This window comes from Streptomyces purpurascens (assembly GCF_045040895.1).
In the GTDB taxonomy this organism is placed as follows: Bacteria; Actinomycetota; Actinomycetes; order Streptomycetales; family Streptomycetaceae; genus Streptomyces; species Streptomyces purpurascens.
The window spans coordinates 4,498,407-4,523,905 of the sequence record NZ_CP108341.1 but is presented as its reverse complement, the minus strand read 5'-3'; the positions used below and the strand labels follow the sequence as shown (position 1 = coordinate 4,523,905).

The following is a 25,499-nucleotide window of genomic DNA, read 5'->3' as shown; positions in this document are numbered from 1 at the left end:
TCACGCGAGGGAGTCTAAGGGCTGCGGTTGCGCTCGCGACGCCGGATGAGAGCGAGGTCGCACGAGCAAGTGACCCCGAACTGACGACCGAGTAACCGGAAACGCCCGCCCTCCTGCGACGACGTCGCGGGACCTTCGCGGGACCTTTACGACGACGGTGGTTCTGTACCTTTTGGCCGGGCCGGCGAGATGGCGGACGGGTAGGGGCGAAATCCGGACGAGGTACCGACGGACGAAAACGGGGCGGGGCTGTGGGGAGAGCCGGCGCCGGAGTCGATGCGGGGACGCGGCGCGCCTCAGGCGCCCTGCCCGGCCCTCATGTCCGGCAGGAGCGGCACGAGCCGGTCCCAGCGGGAGATCTGGCAGCCGTCACGGCGGTCGTACGTGGCGTCGACGGAGCGCCCGGCCCAGGTGCCGGTGACGTGCGCGGTGGCCGGCCCGCCGTACTGCATGGTGCAGAAGCCGCCCTTCGGGGCGGGAGCGAAGACCTCCTGCCCCCACCGCGTGTCCCGCTCCAGGGCGGCACAGGCGCCACGCGGGTCGGGATGGCTGCCGCCGTCGGGTCCGCAGTAGAGCTCGAAGGTCCCGTCGGCCCCGCCGCCGGCGTTCCGCACGGTGACGGTGAGGTGATCCCGCTCCTTGCTCTTGCCGTCGGCGAGCCCGGCCTGGCCGTACGCGGCCGGGGACACCGCGGCCAGTGATCCGAGGGCGGCGACGGAGGCGGCGGCACCGAGGACGAGGCGCCGCAGTCCGGGGCGGGGGGTGGTCCGGGGCGCGGTTCGGGCGGTGGCCCGGGAAATGGCAGTCGACATGCCCTGACTAACGCGACGTGCCCCGGGACGTTGCGCGACAGCCCGACAAGCCTTTTGCCCTGCGACCTTCCCGCCTAGTACCGTGGGGGGCGATTGGTGACACGGCGCTCGACTGTGTCATCATCGGCAAGCACCGACTCGCGCTCGCGCGGGAGCTTGTGCGTGGAGGCGTCGCCTAGTCCGGTCTATGGCGCCGCACTGCTAATGCGGTTTGGGTTTTAAAGCCCATCGAGGGTTCAAATCCCTCCGCCTCCGCACCTGATCACGAAGCCCCGGTCACCCGACCGGGGCTTCGCTGTCGTACCGGCCGGAACAGCCGTTTCCCCAGCTCACAAGGGGTACGGCAAACGGATTTCACATGGCGGCGGCAGTCATGTAATGTTCTTCCTGTCGCCGCGAGCGAGCCGGAAGGCCCGAGAGCGGCGATAAAACAGAACAAGCACTCGTAGCTTAACGGATAGAGCATCTGACTACGGATCAGAAGGTTGCAGGTTCGAATCCTGCCGAGTGCACAGCAGATCAGAGGCCCTGTGGAGTGATCCACAGGGCCTCTGGCTTATGTCTCTGAGCTCGGCCGGGGCGCGGGTCTCAGACGGTCGCGGCCAGCCAGCCGATGGTTTCGGTGGTGTGCTTCCCATCGCTCTTGGTGGCGCCGGCGTACACCTCGTTCAGGCGGATCAGGAAGCCCGTGTTGGTGACGTCATGGACGCGGATCCCCGGCGTCTCCGGGCCGTTGAAGGTCTGGGTCAGCGGGAGGACGACGACGTTGGCACCCGCCGGGAACGGGGTGGGGAACGTGACGCGCGTGAAGGTCGAGGTGTTACCGCCGCTCGTCTCGATCGGGTTGTCAGACCTCAGGTCGATTTTGCCGGTCTGGATGAAGCTCATCGTCGACTTCCTTTTCCTTCGAGTGGGGGTTGGATCGCTCGACCGCCTCCGGCAGCCGACGGGAGCCTTGTCACGAAATCGGCCCCGTATGCCGAAGTCCCGCAAACGAGTGATCGCCTTTCGGACAGCGGGAGACTGTGCGCTTCCTGGCTACCGATGATCAAGAACAAGACAGCCGCCGAGAGAACGCGGGTCCGGCCGGGATCCCCCCAGTCGATCAGGAACCTTCACTGTCCTGCGCAAAGCGCACCAGAGTGGTCGCCGACAGGGGTCGAGTGGTCGACACGTTGCGCCAAGCCACCTACATAGACGCACCCCGCAACCAAATAATGACTGTCCGTATTGGATCTAGTGCGCTTAGTGACAGTCTCATTACGGTCAAAGCGACGCCAACACCGTATCCCTGGAGGATTCGTGGCACGCTTCCGCACTCGTCTGGCCCTGCTCGGCTCGGCCGCAGCTCTCACCCTCGGCGCCATCGTCCCCGCGCAGTTCGCCGGGGCTCAACCTGCCGCCGCCGCGGCCTACCAGTGGGTCGCCCTGGGGGACTCCTACACCGCCGGGGTCATCCCGGCCGCAGGCGACACCTTCGAGATCCCGCGCGACGGCTGCGAGCGCACCGACCAGTCCTACCCGCAGGTCATCGACCGCGACCTCGGCTCCCTCATCGGGCTGACGAACGTCAGCTGCGGCGCCGCCACCATCGAGGACATCACCTTCCAGGCCCAGCAGCCGATCGGCCGTCACCTGCCGCCCCTCTCCGAGGACCCGGACTACCCCTTCCCCCCGGTGCCTCCCCAGTCCGAGGCGGTGGACCCCGGCACCGACGTGATCACCGTCGGCGCGGGCGGCAACACCCTGGGCTTCGCCGACATCCTCTTCACCTGCCTGCAACTGGGCAGCGGCAGCGGCGGCGTGGGCACTCCGTGCCGGGACAACCTGGCCGACGACATCCCCGCCCGGCTGGCCAAGGTGGGCAAGGACTACGACGAGATGCTCACCGTGCTCCACGAACGGGCCCCGCACGCGAAGATCCTGGCCGTCGGCTACCCCACCGTCGTTCCCGAGGACACCTCCAAGTGCCGCTACAACGACTGGGAACAGTTCGGCTCGATCACCCAGGGCGATCTGGACTGGCTGCGCCAGGACGTCCTGGGCCCCCTCAACAAGACCATCGAGAAGTCGACCGGCACACAGGAAGCCGCCGGCTTCGTCGACCTCTACGACTCCTCCCAGAACCACAGCGTCTGCGACACCGGCAAGTGGGTGGAAGGCATCTACACCCGCTTCCCTGACCAGCCTGCCTTCGTGCACCCCAACGCCCGGGGCCACCGCAACGCCGCCGACCACGTTGCCGTGGCCGTGCTGAACGCCCTCGGCGTGGCCTGACCCGCACCCGGCACCCCGGCCGACGATCCCACAGCGAACTGGCCTCCGGCACCAGCCGGAGGCCAGTTCCGCGCCCTGCGTTTCGGTGGCGGGTTACGTGCGGAGAGAGGACGCTGGAGCCAGGGGCAACGTGAGGGAGAGGCACCCCATGGCCCAGACCAGCCCAGATCACAAGGCGCGCCCGCCGTTCCTTTCCCGCCCCGGCGTCCGCCGCTTCATTCCGTTCGTCCTGATCACCGCGGTCGCTCTGGTCTTCATCTTCGAGAACCGCACGAGCGTCGAGATCCGCCTTCTCATCCCGATGGTGACCATGCCGTTGTGGGGTGCCCTCTTGATCGCCTGGGCTCTCGGCATCCTCGCCTCCCTCTTCACCATGCGCCGCCGGTCGAACCGGCACTCACGGCGGCCGAGGTAGGCAGCCGGGGTAGGTGAAGGTCAGCGAGCCGCTTCGCCCAGGAGATACGTCGCGTCGGCGGCGGAGGCCCCGCTGCGATCGTGAAGCCATGAGTGAACTGGTGGAGCGGGTGGACGAGCAGGATCGCGTGCTCGGTGTGGTGGAGCGGAGCGAGGCCATCGAGAGGCACTGGCTGCACCGTGTCGCGACGACCGTCTGCCGTGATCCGGAGGGCCGCATCCTCGTCCATCGGAGACAGGAGGGCGTGTCCCGGTTTCCGGGGCAGTACAACTGGCTGATCGGCGGCGCCGCCGAGGTCGGGGAGACGTACGAGGAGGCGGCGGCGCGTGAACTCACCGAGGAGCTGGGCGTCCGGGCGCCGGTGCGGTTCGTCCTCAAGTTCCTGTGTGACGGGCTGATCAGTCCCTACTGGCTGGGTCTGCACGAAGCCGTGGTCACCGAGGTGCTCGCGCCCGATCCGGCGGAGATCGCCTGGCACGGATGGGTCACCGAGGGCGAGTTGCGGGAGGCATTCGGCCAGTGGACGTTCGTCGGCGATGGGGTCGATGCCTTCAGGCGCTACCCGGCTCGGCCGGTCCCCGGTCAGTCGGGGCGGCAGTGTTCCTCCAAGTAGGTCGCCGCCAGGGTGCTCGCGCGGGTGAACCAGTCGTTGAGGACCGCGATTTCGGCGGGGGAGTAGTCCGCGAAGAGTTCCGTGAGGCGGGCGTAGTACGGCTCGTAGACCTCGAGGACGCGGGCGACCGCCCCGGGTCGGGCGGCTACGCGGATGCGGCGGCGGTCGGTCGGGTCGGGGCGGCGGGTGATGTAGCCGGCGCGTTCCAGGCGGTTGAGGATGCCGGTGACCGCGCCCGTCGTGACGTGGACGCGGGCTGCCAAGTCGCCTGCGGTGAGGAGGTTTTCGCCGGCCTCCATCACGTAGGCGAAGCACGTGAGGTCGGTCACGTTCATGCCGACCTGCTGAGCGATCTCGTGCTGTCCGACCAGGTGGGTCGCGATGAGGTGGTCCATCGCCGACAGTGCCTGCTCCGGCGTGGCGGCCGGACGCGGCTTGGCTTGCATTCCCAATTCCCTTAGTTCGTGAGAGGTTTGGGCGCTAAACGGTTGGGTGGTGAGGGTTCGGGGTGCGCCCCCGGAGTCCATCGGTGTGATGAGGGGGCAGCGCGTGAGCGCACATCAGTATGACCACGGGCACACGTTCGCGGGATGGGTCGGATGCGCGATCGGGAGCGTCGCGGCCGGTGTGGCGGGTGCCGGGGTTGTCATGGTCTCGGGCTTGCTGATCGCCGGTGGAATAGCCATCGGGGTCGTGGCTCTGCTCGTCACCTGGGCGCTGCACCTCTCCGGGTGGGGGAAGGGGCCCGGCCTCCGGCCCCGGGAGGAGTGGGGCTGGCGGGTGCGTGACTCGTCGGCGCCGGGTGGGCACGACGAGTGCCTGGGGTGCCGGCTGGCCGGGCGCCGGCCGGTTGCTGCTGCTGGGGTCGTGCCGGTGCGTGCGGGTGGGGAGACGGAGGCCGCTGCTGCCGTGGGGGCCGATTCCGTGAGGTGATGCCTCCTGCCGCGATGATCCCTCCCGTCGTGAGGTGACCCCTCCTGTCGGCCGGTTTGTCGTCGTCCCCGTTGATCGCCCCGGCCGAGCGCCCCGGCGCCGTTGTCAGTGGTGCCCTCTAGTCTCGGCAGAGATGGCACAGGCATGGAAGTGCTCGGGGCTGCGATGGTCGGCGGACGGTCCCGTGCTGGTGTGGGACGGCGGGCGGCGCAGTGCGCTGACCTGGGGGAAACGCGTGGCCTTCGGGGTCGCGGAGGGGGGCGTGCGGACGTGTGTGGGGGCTCGGGGGCATGCCTGTCCGGCGCGGGTGGCCGTGCCGGGGCGGAGTACGGGGGCGCGGTGCGAGGAGTGTGCGCGGCTGGACCGGGCGCACTCCGTGGCCGCCGACACGATCGCGGACGATCCGCGGCCGTATCACGTGTATCTGGCGTGGTTCGGGCCCGGCATGACCAAGGTCGGGATCACGGCGGTGGAGCGAGGCTCGGCCCGGCTGCTGGAGCAGGGTGCCGTCTGCTTCAGCTGGCTGGGCGCCGGGCCGCTCATGGCCGCGCGGCGTACCGAGGAGCTGTTGCGGGCCGCGCTGGGGGTGCCCGACCGGATCCCATACGCCGAGAAGCGGGCCGTGCGGGCCGCGTTGCCGCAGACGGTGGCCGATCGGGCCGGTGAGGTCGCCGAGTCGCATGGGCGGGCGGTGGCGCTCGAGGGGTGGCCGGAGTCGCTCGTGCGGGAGCCGCTGCGGGTTGTCGATCATGCTGAGGTGTTCGGGCTTGCCGGGTTGCCCCGGGCCGTCGGGCACGTGAGTGAGCTCGTGGCCGGTGGGGTCGTGAGCGGGGAGCTCGTGGCTGCCGCCGGGCCCGATCTGCATCTGGCGACCGGGGGTGGGGTCGTCGTGCTCGATACGCGGTTGATGACCGGGTGGGAGCTGGTGCCTGCGGCGGATGGTGAACTGTCCGTTCCTGTGAGGGAGTTCAGGGAGGCGGCCGGTGTGCAGGACGGGTTGTTCTGACCCGCCCCTCTTGATTCGGCTCTCTTGATCCGCCCAGCGGACCCACAGCTTCCCCAACACCCCACACAGCGGCCCCCGCCGCCCTCACCCCGCCGAACGCCGACATTCCCAGGCGTTCCCTGAGAACCGCCTGTGCGTTTCTCAGGGAATTCACAGGTTGCCGAAAGGGTGCTCTCAGAGGTCCCCGACATCGTGTTCACATGACCACGACCTCGCCCCACGGGCGCACCGAACTGCTGAGGCCGGACGGGAGCCCCGTCCGCGTGCTGGTGGTGGACGACGAGCTGTCGATCACCGAGCTGCTGTCCATGGCCCTTCGCTATGAGGGATGGCAGATCCGGAGCGCGGGGGACGGCCAGGGCGCCGTCCAGACCGCGCGCGACTTCCGGCCCGACGCCGTCGTGCTCGACATGATGCTGCCCGACATGGACGGGCTGGCGGTTCTCGGGCGGCTGCGGCGGGAGCTGCCGGACGTGCCCGTGCTCTTCCTGACCGCCAAGGACGCCGTCGAGGACCGGATCGCCGGGCTGACGGCCGGTGGCGACGACTACGTCACCAAGCCGTTCAGCCTCGAAGAGGTCGTCGCGCGGCTGCGCGGGCTGATACGGCGGTCCGGTGCCGCCGACCGGCGGTCCGACTCCACGCTGGTCGTCGGCGACCTCACCCTCGACGAGGACAGCCACGAGGTGACCCGGGCCGGTGACAACATCCATCTGACCGCGACCGAGTTCGAGCTGCTGCGGTTCCTGATGCGTAACCCGCGGCGCGTGCTCAGCAAGGCGCAGATCCTCGACCGCGTGTGGTCGTACGACTTCGGCGGGCAGGCCAATGTCGTCGAGCTCTACATCTCGTATCTGCGGCGGAAGATCGACGCCGGGCGCGAGCCGATGATCCACACCCGGCGTGGTGCCGGTTACCTGATCAAGCCCGCGGTGTCATGAGCGGGCGACGACGGTCCCGTACGCAGCAGAGCGAAGGCGAGAAGTCGCGCGCGGGCAAGCCGCGCACGCTGCGGACGCGGCTCGTCGTCGCGTCCGTGGTGCTGATCGCGGTGGTGTGCGCGGTGATCGGGACCGTGACGACGCTCGCGCTCAGGTCGCATCTGTACGAGCAGTTGGACGCGAAGGTCGACGACGCCGGCAAGCGGCTGTCGGGACCCATGAAACCCGGGGGCCGCCAGGACGGAGACGGGAACGGCGGGAACGAGCAGGGCGAGGAACAGCAGGACGCCGGGTCGGCGAACAGGATCACCGGCTTCGCCAGGGGACCCGCGCAGCCGGGCACCGTCGCCGCCGAGGTCAGCGCAGACGGCAGCGTCACCCAGGCGGTCCTCGCCAAGGAGACCTCCAACGACAACGGCCCCTTCCAGCCGAACCTGGCCGTCACGCTCAACGACGAGCAGAAGTCCGCGCTCGCCGAGGTGCCGACGACGCACCGTATGTACACCATCGACATCCCCGGCCTCGGCGAGTACCGCGTGCAGTACGTCACCGAAGTCGACGGCAGCGGCAGCTACTACGTCGCCCTGCCCACCGAGTCCGTCACCACCACCATCAACACCCTCATCCTCGTCGAGGTGAGTGTCACCGGCGCCGGACTGGTCGCCGCGGCCATCGCCGGCTCCGTCCTCATCGGCGTGGCCACCCGCCCCCTCCGCCGGGTCGCCGCCACCGCAACCCGGGTCTCCGAACTGCCCCTGCACACCGGCGAGGTCAACCTCAGCGAGCGCGTCCCCGACTCCGAGACCGATCCGCACACCGAGGTCGGACAGGTCGGTGCCGCGCTCAACCGGATGCTCGACCACGTCCACGGCGCGCTGCACGCACGGCAGCAGAGCGAGACGCGGGTTCGGCAGTTCGTCGCCGACGCCAGTCACGAGCTGCGCACCCCCCTCGCCTCCATTCGCGGGTACGCCGAGCTGACCAGACGCGGAAGAGAGGACGTCGGGCCCGACACCCGGCACGCGCTCGGGCGGATCGAGTCCGAGGCCGGGCGGATGACCCTCCTCGTCGAGGATCTGCTGCTGCTCGCCCGGCTCGACGCGGGGCGGCCCCTCCAGTTCGAGCAGACCGACCTCGTCCCGCTGGTCGTGGACACCATCAGCGACGCCCGTGCCGCAGGCCAGGACCACAACTGGCGCCTCGACCTGCCCGACGAGCCCGCGCTCGTGTCGGCGGACGCGGCCCGGCTGCAGCAGGTCCTCGTCAACCTGCTCGGCAACGCCCGCAATCACACACCGTCCGGTACGACCGTCACCGCGCGGGTGCAGCGGCGCGGGCCCTGGCTGTGCGTGGACGTGGAGGACAACGGGCAGGGCATTCCGGCCGAGTTGCTCCCGCATGTCTTCGAACGGTTCGCGCGCGGCGACTCCGCGCGTTCCCGCACCACCGGATCGACCGGTCTCGGCCTCGCCATCGTGCAGGCCGTGGCGACCGCGCACGACGGTGCCGTGACCGTCGACAGCGTGCCCGGGCGGACCGTTTTCACGGTGCACCTGCCCGCGCTCCCGGCCCCGCCGCAGCCGGAAATGAGCTGGCAACAGCACTCACAGGCACGCCACAGCGTCACCACATCGGTACAACAGGGCGCCTGACGAGAGTCGGTTCCATGCGAACCGATTCTTCTCCCGGCACCCTGCCGGCGCGGGAGCACCTCCCGGCCGCGCCAGCCGGTACGCCTGTCCTGGACGTAGTGATCCCCGTCTACAACGAGGAGAAGGACCTCCAGCCGTGCGTCCGCAGACTGTACGAGCACCTCGAGAGGACGTTTCCGTACGCGTTCCGCATCACGATCGCGGACAACGCCTCCACGGACACGACTCCGCGGGTGGCGGCGCGGCTGGCGGCGGAGATCCCCGAGGTCACCCTCTTCCGGCTGGAGCAGAAGGGCCGCGGCCGTGCCCTGCGGGCCGTCTGGTCGGCCTCCGACGCCCCGGTGCTCGCGTACATGGACGTGGACCTGTCCACCGACCTCAACGCGCTGCTCCCGCTGGTGGCGCCGCTGATCTCCGGCCACTCGGACCTCGCGATCGGCTCCCGGCTCGCCCGTAGCTCGCGCGTGGTGCGCGGCCCCAAGCGGGAGTTCATCAGCCGGGCCTACAACCTCATCCTGCGCGGCTCGCTGCAGGCCCGCTTCTCGGACGCCCAGTGCGGGTTCAAGGCCATCCGCCGGGACGTGGCGCAGGTGCTGCTGCCCCTCGTCGAGGACACCGGCTGGTTCTTCGACACCGAGATGCTGGTGCTCGCCGAGCGCGCGGGGCTCCGTATCCACGAGGTGCCGGTCGACTGGGTCGACGACCCCGACTCGACCGTGCACATCGTCAAGACCGCGACCGACGACCTCAAGGGCGTGTGGCGGATCGGCAGGGCCCTGGCCACCGGATCGCTGCCGCTGGACCGGATCGCCCGGCCGTTCGGGGACGACCCGCGCGACCGCGAGATCAAGGACGTACCGAAGGGCCTGGCCCGCCAGCTCGTCGGATTCTGCGTGGTCGGCGCCCTGTCCACCCTCTTCTACCTGCTCCTCTACAGCGGTTTCCGCGTCTTCACCGGGTCCCAGTTCGCCAACGCGCTCGCCCTGCTGGTCTCGGCGATCGCCAACACGGCGGCCAACCGGCGGCTCACCTTCGGGGTGCGCGGGCGCGGCGGGGCCGTACGGCACCAGGCGCAGGGCCTGGTCGTCTTCGGCATCGGACTCGCCCTGACCAGCGGCTCGCTCGCGGCGCTCAACGCGGCCACGTCCGAGCCCGCGCACTCCACGGAACTGGCGGTGCTCATCGCCGCCAACCTCGCGGCGACCGTGCTGCGTTTCCTGCTCTTCCGGGCGTGGGTGTTCCCGGAGCGGCGCGACGGCGACCCGGCGGTGGCCGACTCGCACACTCCGGTCCACCCGCTGTCCTCAGCGACCTTCTCCACAGCGCGCCACGACCCGTACGGGCCGCTCCCGCAGCGCACCCCCCGGTACCCGCACGACACCGCTCAGTGGGGCAGGGACGCCACCATGCAGCTGCAGCCGGTGCGCCCGCACGACACCGACCCGAGGGACTCCCGATGACGATCCACTACGACCAGCAGACCGCGGACAGAGACACGAGTACCAGTGCCTGGACCCGTCCCCCGACCCCACCGGCATCCGTTCCCGGCGCCGATGAACCCAAGAAGCCCTTCGTGCGACGCCTGTGGCACGGCCGCCCCGAGGACCCCCGCTGGGCCCGCCCGGCCTTCCTCGGCCTGCTCCTGGTGACCGCCGCGCTCTACCTCTACAACCTGAGCGCCTCCGGCTACGCCAACTCGTTCTACTCGGCGGCCGTGCAGGCCGGCAGCCAGTCCTGGAAGGCGTTCTTCTTCGGCTCGCTGGACGCGGCCAACGCCATCACCGTGGACAAGCCCCCGGCCGCACTGTGGCCGATGGCCCTGTCGGTGCGGCTGTTCGGACTCAGCTCCTGGGCGATCCTCGCCCCCGAGGTCCTCATGGGCGTCGGCACGGTCGCCGTGGTCTACGCGGCGGTGCGCCGCCGGTTCAGCCCCGCTGCCGGTCTGATCGCGGGCGCGGTGCTCGCGCTCACCCCCGTCGCGGCGCTGATGTTCCGCTTCAACAACCCGGACGCGATGCTGGCGCTGCTGATGGCCGCCGCCTGCTACTTCGTCATCCGGGGCCTGGAGGACGGCCGGACGAAGTGGCTGCTCTGGGCCGGTGCCGCGATCGGCTTCGCCTTCCTCGCCAAGACCCTCCAGGCCTTCCTGATCCTCCCGGCGCTGGCGCTGGTCTACGGCGTCTGCGCCCCGGTGACGGTGAGGAAGCGGATCGGCCAGCTCGCGGCCGGCCTCGCGGCGATCGTCGTCTCCGGCGGCTGGTGGGTCGCGATCGTCGAGCTGTGGCCCGCGTCGTCCCGGCCGTACATCGGCGGCTCGCAGAACAACAGCTTCCTGGAACTGACCTTCGGCTACAACGGCCTGGGCCGCCTCAACGGCGACGAGACCGGCAGCGTCGGGGGCGGCGGCGGAGGAGGCGGCAACGGCGGCGGCGCCTGGGGCGAGACCGGCTGGGACCGGATGTTCAGCTCCTCCATCGGCGGCCAGATCTCCTGGTTGATCCCGGCCGCGCTGATCCTGCTCGTCGCGGGCCTGGTGGCGACACGCAAGGCCCGCCGGACCTCGGCGACCCGCGGTGCGTTCCTGGTGTGGGGCGGCTCGCTGCTGATCACCATGGTGGTCTTCAGCTACATGCAGGGCATCTTCCACGAGTACTACACCGTGGCCCTCGCCCCCTACATCGCCCCGCTGGTCGGCATGGGCGCGGCGCTGCTCTGGGAGAAGCGCGACAAGGCGTGGGCGTCGCTGACCCTGGCGGCCGCGACGACGGCCACCGCGGCCTGGGGCTACGTGCTGCTCAACCGCTCCTCCGACTACCTGCCCTGGCTGAAGTGGCTCGTCCTGGTCGGCGGTCTGACCGCGGCCCTCGGCCTGGTCTTCGCCGGACGGCTGGGCCGTCGACTGGCCCTGGGGGCCGCGGGGCTCGGCCTCGTCGCCGCGCTGGCCGGTCCGGCGGCGTACACCCTCACCACGCTGAACGAGGGACACTCCGGCTCGATCGTCACCGCGGGTCCGGCGGTCTCGGGCGGTCGCGGCGGCCCCGGCGGTGGCATGGGCGGTGGCCCCGGCGGGGGCGGCATGCCCGGCCAGAACAACCAGCAGGGCCGGAACAACCAGCAGGGCGGCCAGAACCAGCCGAACGGCAACGGCTTCCCCGGCGGCGGCATGCCGGGCGGGCAGGGTCAGCGGAACGGCAACGGCAACACCCAGGGCCAGAACCAGCAGCAGGGCGGCCCCGGCGGCCGGACCGGCGACGGCGGTGGCATGGGCGGCGGCGGTGGCGGCATGGGCGGCCTGCTCAACGGCGCCAGCGTCAGCGCCGAGGCCAAGGCGCTGCTGGAGAAGAACGCGGGTGACTACACCTGGGTCGCGGCGGCCATCGGCGCCCAGAACGCGGCGAGTTACCAGCTGTCCACCGGCGACCCGGTGATGGCCATCGGCGGCTTCAACGGCACGGACCCGTCCCCGACGCTGGCCCAGTTCAAGCAGTACGTGGCGGAAGGAAAGATCCACTACTTCATCGGCTCGGGCAGCGGCGGCGGCATGGGCGGCAGCAGCGACGGCACGTCCTCCCAGATCACCTCCTGGATCGAGGCCACCTTCAAGAAGGTCACGGTCGGCTCGGCCACCTTCTACGACCTCACGCAGAAGGCGAGCGGCTGACAGTCCCCCGAGGACGGTCGAGTACGGCTGAGTACGGCGAAGGGCGGTGGCCGAGTGCCACCGCCCCTCGCCGTATCTCTGTTGTACGCCGTATGGGAACTGTTCTACGGTGTACAGCATGACGACATCCCCACAGGAGCAGGCCCCACCCCAGACGGCTTCCGGCGGCCACCCCCAACGCTGGCTGATCCTCGGTGTCATCTGCCTCGCGCAGCTCACCGTGCTGCTCGACAACACCATCCTGAACGTGGCGATCCCCTCGCTCACCCGCGAGATGGACGCCACGACCGCCGACGTCCAGTGGATGATGAACGCGTATGCGCTGGTCCAGTCCGGCCTGCTGCTCACCGCGGGCAACGCCGCCGACCGCTACGGCCGCAAGCTGCTGCTGATGGCGGGCCTCGCGATCTTCGGCGTGGGCTCGCTGGCGGCCGGCCTCTCCCAGAGCCCGGCCCAGCTGATCGCGGCCCGTGCGGGCATGGGCGTCGGCGGCGCGCTGCTGATGACCACGATCCTCGCCGTCGTCATGCAGATCTTCGACGACAAGGAGCGGGTGAAGGCCATCGCGCTGTGGTCGACGGTCAGTTCGCTCGGCTTCGCGGCCGGGCCGCTGATCGGCGGTGTGATGCTGAACCACTTCTGGTGGGGCGCCATCTTCCTGATCAACATCCCGGTCGCCGTGCTCGGCCTGGTCGCGGTCGCCGCGCTCGTCCCGGAGTCCAAGCACAAGGAGGGCGACCGGCCCGACCTGGTCGGCGCGGTGCTGTCGACCATCGGCATGGCGGCATGCGTGTACGCGATCATCACCGGGCCCGAGCACGGCTGGACGTCCGGCCAGGTGCTGGTCTCCGCGCTGATCGGCGTGGCCGTACTCGGTGTGTTCGTGATGTGGGAGCTGCGCATCGAGAACCCCATGCTCGACATGCACTTCTTCCGCAACCAGAAGTTCGTGGGCGCGGTCGCGGGCACGATCCTCGTGGCGTTCGGCATGACGGGGTCGCTGTTCCTGCTCACGCAGCACCTCCAGTTCGTCCTCGGCTACGAGCCGCTGGACGCCGGGCTGCGGACCGCGCCGCTGGCGCTGACCGTCGTCGTGCTCAACTTCTCCGGGCTCGGGGCGAAGCTGGTGCTCAAGGCCGGTACGCCGGCGGCCATCGCGCTCGGTATGACGCTGGTGTCCGCGGGGCTGGCGGCGATCGCGCTGTTCGGCGGGCAGGGGTACGGCGGGATGCTGCTCGGTCTGATCGTCATGGGCGGGGGTGTGGCGTTGTCCATGCCGGCCATGGCCAACGCGATCATGAGCGCGATTCCGCCCGAGAAGGCGGGTGTGGGAGCGGGCATCAACGGGACGCTCGCGGAGTTCGGCAACGGCCTTGGTGTCGCGGTCCTCGGCGCCGTGCTCAACTCGCGGTTCGCGTCGCTGGTCGCCGTGTCCGCGACGTCGTTGCCGGCGGCGCTGGCGGCGGCGGACTCGGCTTCGGAGAAGGCCCGGATATCCGACGCGTTCGCCTCCGGCCTGGAGAGCAGTCAGTTGGTGGGGGCGGTGGCTGTTCTGCTGGGTGGGCTGGTCGCGGCGGCGTTGTTGAGGCGGGCCGAGCGGGCAGAATCCGCCTAGGAGCTCGGGGTGTGCGGTGGTCCTGCGCGTGCGGCTTCGCCGTGGTTGATCGCGCGGTTCCCCGCGCTCCCGGGCAAAAGACAGGGCGCCTAGCATGATCGGCGTTGGAAAGTCAGGAAAGGTGCGCCATGGCGAAAGCAGCCGACAAAGCCGCGCGGAGCAGTGTGTGGCTGGGCGGCAAGGCGCACCGGCGGCGCGGTGGCGGGCAGCCGTCGGGGCTGGACCGGGATCGGATCACCGAGGTCACGGCCCGGCTGCTGGACGCCGAAGGGCTGGCCAAGTTCTCGATGCGGCGGCTGGCCGGTGAGCTGAACGTCACCGCGATGTCCGTCTACTGGTACGTCGACACCAAGGACGACCTCCTCGAACTCGTCCTGGACCGGGCCATGGGCGAGATGCGGCTGCCCGAGGCGGAAGCCGACGAGGACTGGCGCGACCAGGTGCGCGCCCTCGCCCGGGAGTACCGCGGCCTGCTGGTGCGCCACCCCTGGGTGTCGCAGCTGGTCGGCACCTACCTCAACATCGGTCCCCACAACCTGGCGTACTCGAGGGCCGTGCAGCGCGTGATCCGCAGGACCGGGTTGCCCGCGAACCGGCTGACGAGCACGATCTCGGCCGTCTTCCAGTTCGTCTACGGATACGGCACGCTCGAGGGCCATCTCTCCACCCGGGCCGCGGCCACCGGCATGACCCTGGACGAGTACTTCCAGGACGCCATGAGCACGGCGACCGAGTCCCCGCAGGCCGCCGACCTCATCCGGGACTCCCAGGAGATGATGGCGGCCCGCGGCGGCGACACGGTGGCGGAGATGCTGGAGCGGGACTTCGAGTTCGCGCTGGAACTGCTGATCGCCGGCATCGAGACGATCGTCGCCCGCGCCTGAGCCGCCTCCGGGGCTACTCCCCCTCGACCAGCCGCGCCGGGAACCCGCCGGTGGCCACCGGCCCCCACCGCTCCGGTGTGATCCGGATGATCGACTTGCCCTGCTTGACCATGGCCGCGCGGTACTCGTCCCAGTCGGGGTGCTCACCGGCGATGTTCCGGTAGTACTCCACGAGCGGTTCGATGGAGTCGGGGGTGTCGATGACCTCGGCGGTGCCGTCGATCTGTACCCACGGGCCGTTCCAGTCGTCGCTCAGGACGATCAGGCTCACGCGCGGGTCCCGCTTGGCGTTGCGGGTCTTGGCCCGCTCCGGGTACGTGGAGACCACGATCCGGCCGGAGTCGTCGACACCGCAGGTCAGCGGCGAGCCCTGAGGGCCGTCGCCGGACCGCCGGGTCAGCAGGATCGCGTGGTGCCGGGGCCGCACGAAGTCGAGCAACTCGTCGAGGGAGACACGGGTGTTCGTCGCGATGTTCGGTGCCATGGGCGGCAGCCTACGACGCCATGGCCTCCGCGAGGTTGTCGTACACGGGGACGTCCCGGCGCAGTCCGGTCAGCTCCAGGACGCTGCTCGTGACGCCGTCGGGCCGGGCCACCAGACGCACCCGGGCCTCGGGGCGCAGCCGGTGGCGGATGTCGTTGATGAGCCGGACGCCCTGGGAATCCATGAAGGACGTGCAGGAGAGGTCGAGGACGAGCAGTTCCAGCCGGTCGCCACGGTCCCGGGCCGCGGACATGATGAGCGGGAGCAGCTCGGCGGCGTTGCAGAAGTCGATCTCCGCGGGCATCGTGAGGCAGACACGGCCGGGCAGGTCCCGCGGTTCGGTGGGATTCGGGATGAAAGTCACAGCACTCACCTGGCAGACGTTCGTCCGGATTCCGGTAAGGCCGCTTCCTGACCCTTGGGCCCATTCCACCACGCCGGGGCGCGGCTGCGGAAGCGCCTGTCGCGGCCGTCGGCCGGACGTCACCTGGACGCAACCAAGCAGCTAGAGTGCTGTCCGTCCTGTGCTCGCAGTCGGGAATGTGCTGCGGAGCTCTCCTGCGCACGGCCATGGCCGTGCATGCCGAAGAGGTTCGTGGTGGCTGCGTCCGAGTTTCCTGATTTGCCCCGTTTTCCGGTTGGCTCCGAGCTGGCCGAAGCCCTGACGGTGGCGTCTCAGCAACTGCACGAGACGCTCACGCCCCACAACACCCTGCGTACGGCCGTCCGGCTGGCCGTGCATCTCATGCCCGGGGCCGAGCACGCCGGCGTCTCCGTGCTCGAGCGCGGCAGCCGGCTCCGAACGCTCGCCTGGACCGACGAGGTCGTGCGCTCCGCCGAGGCCCGGCACACCGGCCGCGAACCGCACGGGCACTGGGAGCGGTTGTGGAACAGCCCGGTCGCGCGGATAGGGGACAGCGAGGCGGACGACGGCTGGGACGTGCTGTCGGCCCTGGGGCTGCGCTCGGCGCTGTCGCTGCGGCTGCGCGCCGACCGCCGCCGGCTGACCGTGCTCACGGCCTACGCGCGCAAGCCGGGCGTCTTCGACGAGGACGCGACGCACATCGGCCGGCTGTTCACCGCGCACGTCAGTATCGCCCTGGACTCCGCGACCGTGCGCGAGCAGCTCACCGAGGCCATGCACACCCGGGACCTGATCGGCCAGGCCACCGGCATCCTCATGGAGCGCCAGGGCATCGACGCGGCCGCGGCCTTCGAGAGCCTGGTACGGGCCTCCCAGCGGGAGAACGTGAAACTGCGCGACCTCGCCCGCCGGATCGTCGGCACGCACAACAGCACCTGACATGAGCCCGGTTACGTCCGGGGGCGTGGGCGCGGGACGACGGGATACACGTACGGTCATGAGTTCCGAGACGTCCGACACGCTGGACCAGGCGATGGTGCGCAGCAGTGGTCTCGACACCCTGCTGCACGATCTGACCGACCGTGCGGTGATGGAGGTGCCCGGCGCCGCCGCGTGCAGTATCACGGTGCGCCGGGCCGGGCGGCTGCTCACCCTGGCCGGCAGCGAGGGCCTGCCCAGCGGCCTGGACCTGCGCCAGTACGAGAACGGTTCGGGCCCCTGCGTCGAGGCCGCCGAGACCGGTGCCGAGCAGTACGCCCCCGATCTGTCGGCGGAGTCCCGCTGGCCGTCGTACACGCGGTACGCCCTGTCCACGGGCGTCCGGTGTGTGCTGGCCGTGCCCATCGAGGTCGAGGGCGAGACGGGCGCGGCGCTCAACTTCTACGGCGAGCGGCCCGGGGCGCTGGGCGCGGACCTGGAGGCGGCCCGGGCCTTCGCGGCACGGGCCGGGGACGCGATCGACGTGGCGCTGCGGATCGAACGCCGACGTCAGTCCGCGGCCGACGTGCGCACCGCGCTGCTCTCCCGCAGCGTCATCGACCAGGCGATCGGCATCCTCATGGCCCGGGAGCGGATCGACGCGAGCATCGCGCTGGAGCGGCTGCGCCGGGTCTCGCAGGACCGGAACGTGAAACTCCGCGACCTGTGCGACCAGTTGGTGGCGAGAGTGTCCCGGCCGTCGGACCCGGCCTCAGGCAGCCGGAAGTGACTCGCCCTGCACGGCCTGGATGTCCAGCTCCACCTTGAGCGTCGTGCCGATGGCGGCGATGCCCGCCTGGAGGACCTGGTTGTAGTTCATCGCGAAGTCCTCGCGGTGCAGCTCGGTCGTGGCGCGGAACGCCGCGCGGGTGCCGCCCCAGGGGTCCGGGCCCGTGCCGAGGTAGGCCAGATCGAGGTCGACCGGCCGTACGACACCGTGCATGCCCAGCTCGCCGTGGACCGTCCACCGGTCGGAACCGGCCGCCGTCAGCCCGGTCGACCGGTAGGTGATCTCGGGGAACCGCTCGACATCGAGAAAGTCCGGCGACTTCAGGTGCCCGTCGCGCATGCCGTTGCCGGTGTCGACGGACGCGGCCCGGATCACCGCCTCCACGCGGGACTTGGTGACGTCGTCCGGGGCGATCTCGATCGAGCCGGAGAACTCCGTGAACCGGCCGTGCACGCTGGAGATGCCCAGGTGCTGTGCCACGGCGGCCACGCTGGAGTGCACCGGGTCGACGGTCCACGGGCCCGGCGGCGGCAGTTCGGTGCCGCCCTGCCGCGCCAGCGTCACCGTGCCGACCTCGGCCCGCCCGCTCGCGGTGACGATCACGCTGGAGGCCGCCGGCGCGTACCCGACGGCCGTGACGATGACGGTGTACGCCCCCGCCTCCAGCGGCGTCGCGTCCCGTACGGCGCCCTCGGCGTCGGCCTCGGCACGCAGCACCTGCGCGCCCCTCATGTCCGCCACCGTGACGACCGCGTGCGACACGGCCCAACCGTCCCGGGTACGGATCCTCGCGGTCAGTCCCATCTCAGCTACTCCTCAGAAAGAAACCGGCCCGCGACAGGGGGCGCACCTCCGCTCAGAGCGCGCCCACCTGCCACGGGCCGGGGTCGGACTACTCGCCGGGGTGGGCGAGTTCGATGTCGTGGCCGTCGGCGCCGGCGCCCGTGACCGTCAGGGCGGTGGCCACCGGCGGGTAGCCCGTGGCGATGACGGTGTACTCGCCGCCGTCCAGGTCGGTGAAGGCGTACGCCCCGTCCGTGCCGGTCGTGGCCGAGCCGACGACGTTGCCCGCCTGGTCGACCAGCGTCACCCGGGCATCGGCCAGCGGACCGTGCGGGGCGCGGACGACACCCTGGACGCGGGCGCCCGAGTCCAGGTCTATCTCGACCCGGGTGACCCCGGTGCCGCCCACCTCGACGGGCAGGGCCCGCGGCCGGTACCCGGCGGCGTTCACCGCGACGGTCACCGCCCCCGGCACCAGCTCGGCGAAGGTGAAGTCGCCCTGCTCACCGGTGGTCCCGGTGGCCAGCAGGTCGCCGCGCACATCGGTCACGATGACCATCGCGTCCTTGACCGGCTGCCCGTTCTCGGCGGCCCGCACCAGACCGGTCAGCCCGCTGGTGCCGCTGAGCAGGATGTCGTAGGCGACCGGCTCGCCGTTCACCACGACCGTGGACGCCTGCGGCTGGAAGCCGTCGGCGGAGGCGATCAGGACGTACGAGCCGGAGCCCGGGGCGTCCACCGCGTACGAGCCGTCGGCCTGCGCCACGGACCGGCCCAGCTGACGCCCGGCCAGCGAGATCAGCGTGACGGCGGCCTGCGGCACGGGCGCGGACTCGGCGCCGCGGACGAACCCGTGAACGGGGACGCCGGGAGCACCGCCGGAGGCCTCCTCCGCACGGACCGCCGTGGCGACGGCGGCGAGCCGCTGCGTGCCCTCGGCCCCGGTGCCGTCGACCGCCTCGGTCTCGGCAACGGCCCAGCTCGGCACGGCCTTCTCCGCGGCGGGAGCCACGGCTTCGGCGGGAGCCACGGCCTCGGCAGGCGTCTCCGGCTCGGCGGCCTGCGCCAGCCCGCCCTTCGTCTTCAACGGAACCTCCTTGATGAACAGCGAGACCAGCAGCGCGAGCAGCGCCAACGGAGCCGAGTAGAGGAACACGTCCGCGACACCGTGGCCGTAGGCGCTCTCCACGACGGTGCGGAGCGGCGCGGGCATCGCGTCGAGGTCGGGGATGCCGCCCCCGCCCGTGCCGGCGTGGCCGAGGGCCGCGCCCTTGGGGCCGAGGTCGGCGAGGCCGTCCTTGACGTAGTCGGTGATCTTGTTGCCCAGGACCGCGCCCAGCGCCGAGACGCCCACGGCACCGCCCAGGGACCGGAAGAAGGTCACCGTGGAGCTGGCGGCACCCAGGTCGCCCGGCTCCACCTGGTTCTGCGTGCAGAGCACCAGGTTCTGCATCATCATGCCGATGCCGAGACCCAGCAGCGCCATGAAGATCGCGATGTGCCAGTACTCGGTGTCGTACCGGATCGTGCTCAGCAGGCCGAGGCCCGCGGTCACCAGCACACCGCCGGCGACCAGCCACGCCTTCCAGCGCCCGGTGCGGGTGATGACCTGCCCGGAGACGGTCGAGGAGACGAACAGCCCCGCGATCATCGGAATGGTCATGACCCCGGACATCGTCGGCGACTTGTCCCGCGCCAGCTGGAAGTACTGGCTGAAGAACACGGTCCCCGAGAACATCGCGACACCGACGAACAGGGAGGCGATGGAGGCCAGCGTGATGGTGCGGTTGCGGAACAGCCGCAGCGGAATGATGGGCTCACTGGCCTTCGCCTCGATGAGGACGAACACCGCCAGCAGCACCAGCGAACCGCCGACCATCGCGTACGTCTGCCAGGACAGCCAGTCGTACTTGTCACCGGCGAAGGTCACCCAGACCAGCAGCAGGCAGACGGCAGCGGTGATGAAGAACGCGCCGGCCCAGTCGACCTTGACCTTCCGCTTCACCACGGGCAGGTGCAGGGTCTTCTGCAGCACGATCAGGGCGATCACGGCGAAGGGCACGCCGACGTAGAAGCACCAGCGCCAGCCCAGCCAGTCGGTGTCGGTGATGACACCGCCGACCAGCGGACCGCCGACCATGGCCGTCGCGAAGACGGCGCCCAGGTAGCCGTTGTAGCGGCCGCGCTCACGCGGCGAGATCATCGCCGCCATGATGATCTGGGCCAGCGCGGACAGACCGCCCATGCCGATGCCCTGGACCGCGCGGAACGTGATGAGCATGCCGGGGTTCTGCGACATGCCCGCCGCCGCCGACCCCAGCACGAAGATGACCAGGGCGACCTGGATCAGCAGCTTCTTGGAGAACAGGTCGGCGAGCTTGCCCCACAGCGGCGTGGACGCGGTCATCGTCAGCAGGGACGCGGTCACGACCCAGGTGTAGGCGCTCTGGCCGCCACCGAGGTCGCCGATGATCCGGGGCAGGGCGTTGGAGACGATCGTCGACGACAGGATCGCGACGAACATGCCGAGCAGGAGGCCGGTGAGGGCCTCCATGATCTGCCGGTGCGTCATCGGAGTGCCGTCGCCGGAGGGACTGTGCGAGCCTCCTCCGTGCTTGGCATGAGCCCGCACACCGGCTGGTGTGGTCGTTGCCATGGGCTTCCTTTTCTTACGTGTTTGCGGGTGTACGGGTGGTCTGTTCGACAGCGGGTGGTGCCGCCCGGGGCGCGGGCCGGCAGTCGAAGCTCTCCCGCAGCCGCGCCATCAGCTGCGTGAGCCGGCGGACGTCCTCGTCGGACCAGTCGCTCAGGCGCTCTTGAAGCACCTCGGTGGTCCGCCGGGACAACTCGTCGAGCTGCGCGTCGCCCGCGGGCGTGAGGCGCAGGATGCGTGAGCGCTTGTCCGCGGGGTCGGGGGAGCGTTCGATCCAGCCCCGGTCCACGACGTGCGCGACATGGCGGCTGGTGACCGACATGTCCACCGCGAGCAGCTCGGCGAGCTTGCTCATGCGCATGTCGCCATGGCGGCCCAGCAGGGTCAGAACGGCCGCCGACCCGCCGGGGCATTCGGCCGGCATGATCCGGCCGAGCTCCCGCTTCACGGCGCCGAAGGCACTGAACTGGCGGACCAGCTCTTCGTACTGCGCCCTCTCGGCCACGACACCTCCCGCTTTCGTTGCTTAGGGCAACCATAGGAGCTGTTGGTTGCTGAAGGCAAATAAAGGAGGTGAATGCGGCATCAAAACTTGGCAAAGGCAAGTATTGCGTCAGTAAATGTGCTGGCCACGAGGGTGGCGGTACCGGTCGTCCCGGGGCAAACGGAAGGCCAACCCCCACTTGGGGAGCCCCGGCGTTTTCGCTAGGGTCTCGGGCCATGGCTAACAACCAGGCCCCCCAGGGCAATCACGACCCTGCCGGCAACACCCAGATGTTCCGCGCGTTCGTCGACGAGGCGCCGCAGGGGCGGCAGGCCGCGGCGACGGCCGCCGGCGGCGGGCCACGCATCGGTCTCATCCTCGGCGTCGTAGTCGCCGTAGCGGTGGTCGCGGCGGTGGCTTGGCTGGCGCTGGCGTAACGCGCACGGCCGGTTTTCCAGCTGCTCGGCGCTTCTGCTGAGGCCGGGTGGGTCCGCACCCCGGCGAAGCGGGGTGCCGCTGCGCCCACCCGTGCCGCCCTTAGCGGCACGCATGCCCGCAGCTGGGGAGCTACGCAAGGGGCCGTGTCGGGGGGTGTCCGCCCGCAGCGGTTGGCGCGTCAACGAACAGCGAGTCGGCGTCCAACCCCATCGCGCCGTTCCGAGGACGGACACCCCCCGACACGGCCCCGACCCACGACGAAACCGCAGGCGCTCCACGACGAAACCGCAGGCGCTCCACGACGAAGTGCAGGCGTCCCACGACGAAGCCATAGGCGGTCCACGACGAAACCGCAGGCGGCCTCACGGTGAGAGCCGTGGGCCGCCCCGCGTCGTCAGTCCGAGATCAGCCCTTCCCGCAGCTGCGCCAGCGTCCGCGTCAGCAGGCGGGAGACGTGCATCTGCGAGATGCCGACCTCCTCGCCGATCTGCGACTGGGTCATGTTCGCGAAGAACCGCAGCATGATGATCCGCCGCTCACGAGGCGGCAGCTTGGCCAGCAGCGGCTTCAGGGACTCGCGGTACTCCACGCCCTCCAGCGCGGTGTCCTCGTACCCCAGCCGGTCCGCCAGCGAGCCCTCGCCGCCGTCGTCCTCCGGAGCCGGCGAGTCCAGCGAGGACGCCGTGTACGCGTTCCCCACCGCCAGCCCGTCGACGACGTCCTCCTCGGACACCCCGAGCACGGCCGCGAGTTCGGTGACCGTAGGAGACCGGTCCAGCTTCTGCGAGAGCTCGTCACTGGCCTTGGTCAGGGCGAGCCGCAGCTCCTGCAGGCGCCGCGGCACCCGCACCGACCACGACGTGTCGCGGAAGAACCGCTTGATCTCCCCGACCACGGTCGGCATCGCGAACGTCGGGAACTCCACCCCGCGTTCGCAGTCGAACCGGTCGATCGCCTTGATCAGCCCGATCGTGCCGACCTGGACGATGTCCTCCATCGGCTCGTTCCGCGAACGGAACCGCGCCGCGGCATACCGCACCAACGGCAGATTGAGCTCGATCAGCGTGTCACGGACATACGCACGCTCGGGGCTGTCCTCGTCGAGCGCGGCCAGCCGCAGGAACAGGGAGCGGGACAGGGTGCGGGTGTCGATGGCGCCCGCAGCCGGCAGGGCCGGGACGGGCTCGGCCGCCAGTGCCGGAGCATTATCGATGGGGCCGAGTGAGTCGAGAGCATGGGGAGCTGTCTCGCTCTCCGCGAGCGTGAGCACCTTCGAGCTGCCCTGTTCTGCGGACATGCCACCCCCTTTGGGTCGCGGGACGGTCGCGGCGAACGCTCCCGTCTGAGGAACGCAGCCTTCACCTGAATACCGGAGCCGAAGCCCCGGCAAACGCGCTTCACGCAGAATGTCACATGTCGGCAACACGCTGTAGTGACATGTCGACATCTGAGACGCGAATAAGCCCTGCAAACAAGGGGTCTGACGGCCTTTCGGCTCACAACTGCCAGGAACGGCCCTGATGAGCGATTCCCTCGCCTCAGTGACCCTCTCGCTCCTGTTTGCGGTTACGCGTCGATCCTGTTCGCAGACCGCAACCTTTGGAAGCTACGCGCGAGTAGCCGCGAGACATGCATCTGCGAGACACCGAGTTCCGCACTGATCTGAGACTGCGTGAGATTGCTGTAGTACCGCAGCAGCAGAATCCGCTGCTCTCTTTCGGGCAGTTGTACGAGCAGATGCCGTACGAGATCCCGGTGCTCCACGCCGTCCAGCGCGGGATCCTCGTAGCCGAGCCGGTCCAGCAGCCCCGGCAGTCCGTCGCCCTCCTGCGCGGCCTCCAGCGAGGTCGCGTGATACGACCGCCCGGCCTCGATGCAGGACAGCACTTCGTCCTCGGTGATGCGCAGCCGCTCGGCGATCTCCGAGGTCGTCGGCGTGCGCCCGAACGAGGTGGTCAGGTCCTCGGTCGCGCTGTTGACCTGCACCCACAGCTCGTGGAGCCGGCGCGGCACGTGGACCGTACGGACGTTGTCGCGGAAGTACCGCTTGATCTCGCCGACGACCGTCGGCATCGCGAACGTCGGGAACTGCACGCCCCGGTCCGGGTCGAAGCGGTCGATGGCGTTGATGAGCCCGATGGTGCCGACCTGGACGACGTCCTCCATCGGCTCGTTGCGGGAGCGGAAACGGGCGGCCGCGTAGCGCACGAGCGGGAGGTTGGCCTCGATGAGCGCCCCGCGCACCCGGTCGTGCTCCGGCGTGCCCGGCTGGAGTTCCTTGAGCTGGGCGAAGAGGACCTGTGTGAGGGCGCGGGTGTCGGCGCCGCGGCTCCGCTGGGGAGCGGGTTCCGAGGACGGTGCCTGAGGCGCAGTACTGGCCAGCACGGTCAACTCCACCTCGTCATCCGTCAACCCGTCCGTCAACCGCTCCATCAAAAGCGGTCATAGCATCACAACACATGCGCACTGTGTGCAAGCACCCCATAACTACGTGTTGAGGGATGAATTACCGCGTACATGCGCTCGCGCAGCAGAAAGCCCCCCGTCGAAGCGACGGAGGGCTCGAAGTAGTTCGGGCCGCGGGCCTCAGAACTCGTAGTCCGCGATCACCCACGTGGCGAACTCGCGCCACAGCGCGACACCCGCCTGGTGGTCGGGATGCTCCACGTACCGGCGCAGCGCGTCCGCGTCGTCGAAGGCCGAGTTGATGGCGAAGTCATGGGCGATGGGGCGGTCGCTGACGTTCCAGCCGAGCTCCCAGAAGCGGATCTCGGGGATCGCGCCGTCGAGCGAGCGGAAGGCCTCGACGCCCTTCACGACGCGCGGGTCGTCGCGCTCGACGCCCTCGTTGAGCTTGAAGAGGACCAGGTGGCGGATCATCACTTTGCTCCGTTCGCAACCCACGTGGCGAAGTCGCCGAGGGCCCCGGCGGCGTCCGATATGCCCTGGAAGCCTATCTGGACGTAGTCGGCGGCCTTGGCCGGGTCCGTGATGATCACGTACGTCGCGAAGACCACGACGACGTAGACGGCGACCTTCTTCGCGTTCACCGCCATCGCGGCCTCCCCTGTCACTGATGTCCCATGCAGCGCACATGATCGCACGAAGGTCCGAGCGCACGAAGGGGCAGATCGCACGAAAGGCCCCGTCATCAGACGGGGCCCTTCTCAAGCGGTAGCGGAGGGATTTGAACCCTCGGTGACTTGCGCCACACTCGCTTTCGAGGCGAGCTCCTTCGGCCGCTCGGACACGCTACCGAGGGAGACCTTACAGCAAGGTGCGGCGTGCTTTGAAATCGGTATTCAGCGGCTCCGGAAGAACTCGGTGAGTAGCCGGGAGCACTCCCCGGCGAGCACGCCCTCGATCACCTCGGGCCGGTGGTTGAGCCGCCGGTCGCGGACCAGATCCCAGAGGGAGCCGGCCGCGCCGGCCTTCTCGTCACGGGCGCCGTAGACGAGACGGTCGACGCGGGACTGCTGGATGGCGCCCGCGCACATGGTGCAGGGCTCCAGTGTCACCACGAGGGTGCAGCCGGCGAGCCGCCACTGGCCCAACCCGGCGGCGGCCCGACGGATGGCGAGGACCTCCGCGTGGGCCGTCGGGTCGCCGCCGGCTTCGCGCTCGTTGTGCCCGGCCGCGAGCACGGTCGTGCCGTCCGGGGCCATGACGACGGCGCCGACGGGGACGTCCCCGCCCCGGACCGCCTCGGCGGCCTCGTCCAGGGCGAGTCGCATCGCCGGCCGCCAGGGGTCGCGTACCGGATCGGGCGGTCCCGG

At 70.2% G+C, this 25,499-nt stretch carries 27 protein-coding genes and 3 tRNA genes; 16 read left to right on the top strand and 14 right to left on the bottom strand.

The annotated features are described in order from the left end of the window. Positions 1 to 296: 296 nt before the first annotated feature. Positions 297 to 812, bottom strand: a complete 516-nt coding sequence (locus OHU35_RS20635) for an SSI family serine proteinase inhibitor (protein WP_359891390.1) — start codon at positions 810 to 812, stop codon at positions 297 to 299. 164 nt (positions 813 to 976) lie between these two features. Between OHU35_RS20635 and OHU35_RS20630 the strand changes: the two genes are divergently transcribed. Further along, positions 977 to 1,067: transfer RNA gene (locus tag OHU35_RS20630), tRNA-Ser, on the top strand. 184 nt (positions 1,068 to 1,251) lie between these two features. After that, positions 1,252 to 1,324 (top strand) — tRNA-Arg (locus tag OHU35_RS20625). Positions 1,325 to 1,400: 76 nt separating this feature from the next. On the opposite strand, the gene OHU35_RS20620 is transcribed toward OHU35_RS20625, so the two are convergent. Then, positions 1,401 to 1,700 carry a hypothetical protein gene (locus tag OHU35_RS20620; RefSeq protein ID WP_031102606.1) on the bottom strand — a complete coding sequence of 100 codons (300 nt, stop codon included), beginning with the start codon at positions 1,698 to 1,700 and terminating at the stop codon, positions 1,401 to 1,403. Between the two features lie 414 nt (positions 1,701 to 2,114). Between OHU35_RS20620 and OHU35_RS20615 the strand changes: the two genes are divergently transcribed. From OHU35_RS20615 to OHU35_RS20605, 3 genes are all read left to right on the top strand, one after another. Next, positions 2,115 to 3,089, top strand: coding sequence for an SGNH/GDSL hydrolase family protein (locus OHU35_RS20615; protein ID WP_405506278.1), 975 nt, complete (start codon positions 2,115 to 2,117; stop codon positions 3,087 to 3,089). Between the two features lie 148 nt (positions 3,090 to 3,237). Continuing rightward, the gene (locus OHU35_RS20610; protein ID WP_189727278.1) at positions 3,238 to 3,504 is read left to right on the top strand and encodes a hypothetical protein; all 267 of its coding nucleotides are present in this window, start codon (positions 3,238 to 3,240) and stop codon (positions 3,502 to 3,504) included. Positions 3,505 to 3,592: 88 nt separating this feature from the next. Further along, positions 3,593 to 4,117 (top strand): NUDIX hydrolase, encoded by a 525-nt coding sequence (locus OHU35_RS20605; protein WP_405506275.1) that lies wholly within the window; start codon positions 3,593 to 3,595, stop codon positions 4,115 to 4,117. Here OHU35_RS20605 and OHU35_RS20600 read toward each other — a convergent pair. Continuing rightward, on the bottom strand, positions 4,087 to 4,563 hold the full coding sequence (locus OHU35_RS20600) for a MarR family winged helix-turn-helix transcriptional regulator (RefSeq protein ID WP_189727279.1): 477 nt from the start codon (positions 4,561 to 4,563) through the stop codon (positions 4,087 to 4,089). The genes OHU35_RS20605 and OHU35_RS20600 overlap by 31 nt on opposite strands. A gap of 103 nt (positions 4,564 to 4,666) precedes the next feature. On the opposite strand from OHU35_RS20600, the gene OHU35_RS20595 reads away from it, so the two are divergent. The 8 genes from OHU35_RS20595 to OHU35_RS20560 all read left to right on the top strand — a co-directional run bounded on the left by OHU35_RS20595 (position 4,667) and on the right by OHU35_RS20560 (position 14,809). Beyond that, positions 4,667 to 5,050, top strand: a complete 384-nt coding sequence (locus OHU35_RS20595; protein WP_189727280.1) for a hypothetical protein — start codon at positions 4,667 to 4,669, stop codon at positions 5,048 to 5,050. 133 nt (positions 5,051 to 5,183) lie between these two features. Continuing rightward, the gene (locus OHU35_RS20590) at positions 5,184 to 6,056 is read left to right on the top strand and encodes a DUF2797 domain-containing protein (RefSeq protein ID WP_189727281.1); all 873 of its coding nucleotides are present in this window, start codon (positions 5,184 to 5,186) and stop codon (positions 6,054 to 6,056) included. Positions 6,057 to 6,256: 200 nt separating this feature from the next. Next, positions 6,257 to 6,997, top strand: a complete 741-nt coding sequence (locus OHU35_RS20585) for a response regulator transcription factor (RefSeq protein WP_189727282.1) — start codon at positions 6,257 to 6,259, stop codon at positions 6,995 to 6,997. Continuing rightward, the gene (locus OHU35_RS20580) at positions 6,994 to 8,649 is read left to right on the top strand and encodes a cell wall metabolism sensor histidine kinase WalK (protein ID WP_189727283.1); all 1,656 of its coding nucleotides are present in this window, start codon (positions 6,994 to 6,996) and stop codon (positions 8,647 to 8,649) included. The genes OHU35_RS20585 and OHU35_RS20580 overlap by 4 nt, the downstream gene beginning before the upstream one ends. Positions 8,650 to 8,663: 14 nt before the next feature. Next, the gene (locus tag OHU35_RS20575) at positions 8,664 to 10,109 is read left to right on the top strand and encodes a bifunctional glycosyltransferase family 2/GtrA family protein (protein WP_189727284.1); all 1,446 of its coding nucleotides are present in this window, start codon (positions 8,664 to 8,666) and stop codon (positions 10,107 to 10,109) included. Then, a complete protein-coding gene (locus tag OHU35_RS20570) occupies positions 10,106 to 12,310 on the top strand; it encodes a glycosyltransferase family 39 protein (RefSeq protein ID WP_189727285.1) in 2,205 nt (734 codons plus the stop codon). The genes OHU35_RS20575 and OHU35_RS20570 overlap by 4 nt, the downstream gene beginning before the upstream one ends. Before the next feature lie 118 nt (positions 12,311 to 12,428). Further along, positions 12,429 to 13,925 (top strand): MFS transporter, encoded by a 1,497-nt coding sequence (locus tag OHU35_RS20565; RefSeq protein ID WP_189727286.1) that lies wholly within the window; start codon positions 12,429 to 12,431, stop codon positions 13,923 to 13,925. Between the two features lie 128 nt (positions 13,926 to 14,053). Continuing rightward, a complete protein-coding gene (locus OHU35_RS20560) occupies positions 14,054 to 14,809 on the top strand; it encodes a TetR/AcrR family transcriptional regulator (protein ID WP_189727287.1) in 756 nt (251 codons plus the stop codon). A 13-nt stretch (positions 14,810 to 14,822) separates the two neighbouring features. Here the strand turns inward: OHU35_RS20560 and OHU35_RS20555 are convergent, their stop codons facing one another. Together OHU35_RS20555 and OHU35_RS20550 are read right to left on the bottom strand one after the other, a co-directional pair. Then, complete coding sequence (locus tag OHU35_RS20555) at positions 14,823 to 15,293, bottom strand: PPOX class F420-dependent oxidoreductase (protein WP_189727288.1); 471 nt, start codon at positions 15,291 to 15,293, stop codon at positions 14,823 to 14,825. Positions 15,294 to 15,303: 10 nt separating this feature from the next. Then, positions 15,304 to 15,657, bottom strand: coding sequence for an STAS domain-containing protein (locus OHU35_RS20550; RefSeq protein WP_372498763.1), 354 nt, complete (start codon positions 15,655 to 15,657; stop codon positions 15,304 to 15,306). Between the two features lie 216 nt (positions 15,658 to 15,873). Here OHU35_RS20550 and OHU35_RS20545 point away from each other — a divergent pair, with 216 nt between their 5' ends. Together OHU35_RS20545 and OHU35_RS20540 are read left to right on the top strand one after the other, a co-directional pair. Continuing rightward, the gene (locus OHU35_RS20545) at positions 15,874 to 16,596 is read left to right on the top strand and encodes an ANTAR domain-containing protein (protein WP_189727290.1); all 723 of its coding nucleotides are present in this window, start codon (positions 15,874 to 15,876) and stop codon (positions 16,594 to 16,596) included. A 58-nt stretch (positions 16,597 to 16,654) separates the two neighbouring features. Next, complete coding sequence (locus OHU35_RS20540; protein WP_189727291.1) at positions 16,655 to 17,365, top strand: GAF and ANTAR domain-containing protein; 711 nt, start codon at positions 16,655 to 16,657, stop codon at positions 17,363 to 17,365. Here OHU35_RS20540 and OHU35_RS20535 read toward each other — a convergent pair. From OHU35_RS20535 to OHU35_RS20525, 3 genes are all read right to left on the bottom strand, one after another. After that, entirely contained in the window at positions 17,348 to 18,169 is an 822-nt protein-coding gene (locus tag OHU35_RS20535; protein WP_189727292.1) for a YceI family protein, read from the bottom strand. The genes OHU35_RS20540 and OHU35_RS20535 overlap by 18 nt on opposite strands. An 88-nt stretch (positions 18,170 to 18,257) precedes the next feature. Next, positions 18,258 to 20,804, bottom strand: a complete 2,547-nt coding sequence (locus OHU35_RS20530; RefSeq protein WP_405506269.1) for an MFS transporter — start codon at positions 20,802 to 20,804, stop codon at positions 18,258 to 18,260. 13 nt (positions 20,805 to 20,817) lie between these two features. Beyond that, positions 20,818 to 21,306: a MarR family winged helix-turn-helix transcriptional regulator gene (locus OHU35_RS20525; RefSeq protein ID WP_189727294.1), complete on the bottom strand. Its 489-nt coding sequence runs from the start codon at positions 21,304 to 21,306 to the stop codon at positions 20,818 to 20,820. 215 nt (positions 21,307 to 21,521) lie between these two features. Between OHU35_RS20525 and OHU35_RS20520 the strand changes: the two genes are divergently transcribed. Beyond that, positions 21,522 to 21,722 (top strand): hypothetical protein, encoded by a 201-nt coding sequence (locus OHU35_RS20520; protein ID WP_189727295.1) that lies wholly within the window; start codon positions 21,522 to 21,524, stop codon positions 21,720 to 21,722. A gap of 395 nt (positions 21,723 to 22,117) precedes the next feature. Here OHU35_RS20520 and OHU35_RS20515 read toward each other — a convergent pair whose 3' ends face one another. The 6 genes from OHU35_RS20515 to tadA form a co-directional block, all read right to left on the bottom strand. Next, the gene (locus OHU35_RS20515; protein WP_189727296.1) at positions 22,118 to 23,020 is read right to left on the bottom strand and encodes an RNA polymerase sigma factor SigF; all 903 of its coding nucleotides are present in this window, start codon (positions 23,018 to 23,020) and stop codon (positions 22,118 to 22,120) included. Between the two features lie 269 nt (positions 23,021 to 23,289). Beyond that, a complete protein-coding gene (locus tag OHU35_RS20510) occupies positions 23,290 to 24,156 on the bottom strand; it encodes an RNA polymerase sigma factor SigF (RefSeq protein WP_189727297.1) in 867 nt (288 codons plus the stop codon). Between the two features lie 153 nt (positions 24,157 to 24,309). Further along, positions 24,310 to 24,603 carry a Dabb family protein gene (locus tag OHU35_RS20505; protein ID WP_189727298.1) on the bottom strand — a complete coding sequence of 98 codons (294 nt, stop codon included), beginning with the start codon at positions 24,601 to 24,603 and terminating at the stop codon, positions 24,310 to 24,312. After that, a complete protein-coding gene (locus OHU35_RS20500) occupies positions 24,603 to 24,779 on the bottom strand; it encodes a hypothetical protein (protein ID WP_189727299.1) in 177 nt (58 codons plus the stop codon). The genes OHU35_RS20505 and OHU35_RS20500 overlap by 1 nt, the downstream gene beginning before the upstream one ends. A gap of 116 nt (positions 24,780 to 24,895) precedes the next feature. Continuing rightward, positions 24,896 to 24,980: transfer RNA gene (locus OHU35_RS20495), tRNA-Ser, on the bottom strand. A 45-nt stretch (positions 24,981 to 25,025) separates the two neighbouring features. After that, complete coding sequence (gene tadA, locus OHU35_RS20490; protein ID WP_229873178.1) at positions 25,026 to 25,457, bottom strand: tRNA adenosine(34) deaminase TadA; 432 nt, start codon at positions 25,455 to 25,457, stop codon at positions 25,026 to 25,028. Positions 25,458 to 25,499 lie beyond the last annotated feature (42 nt).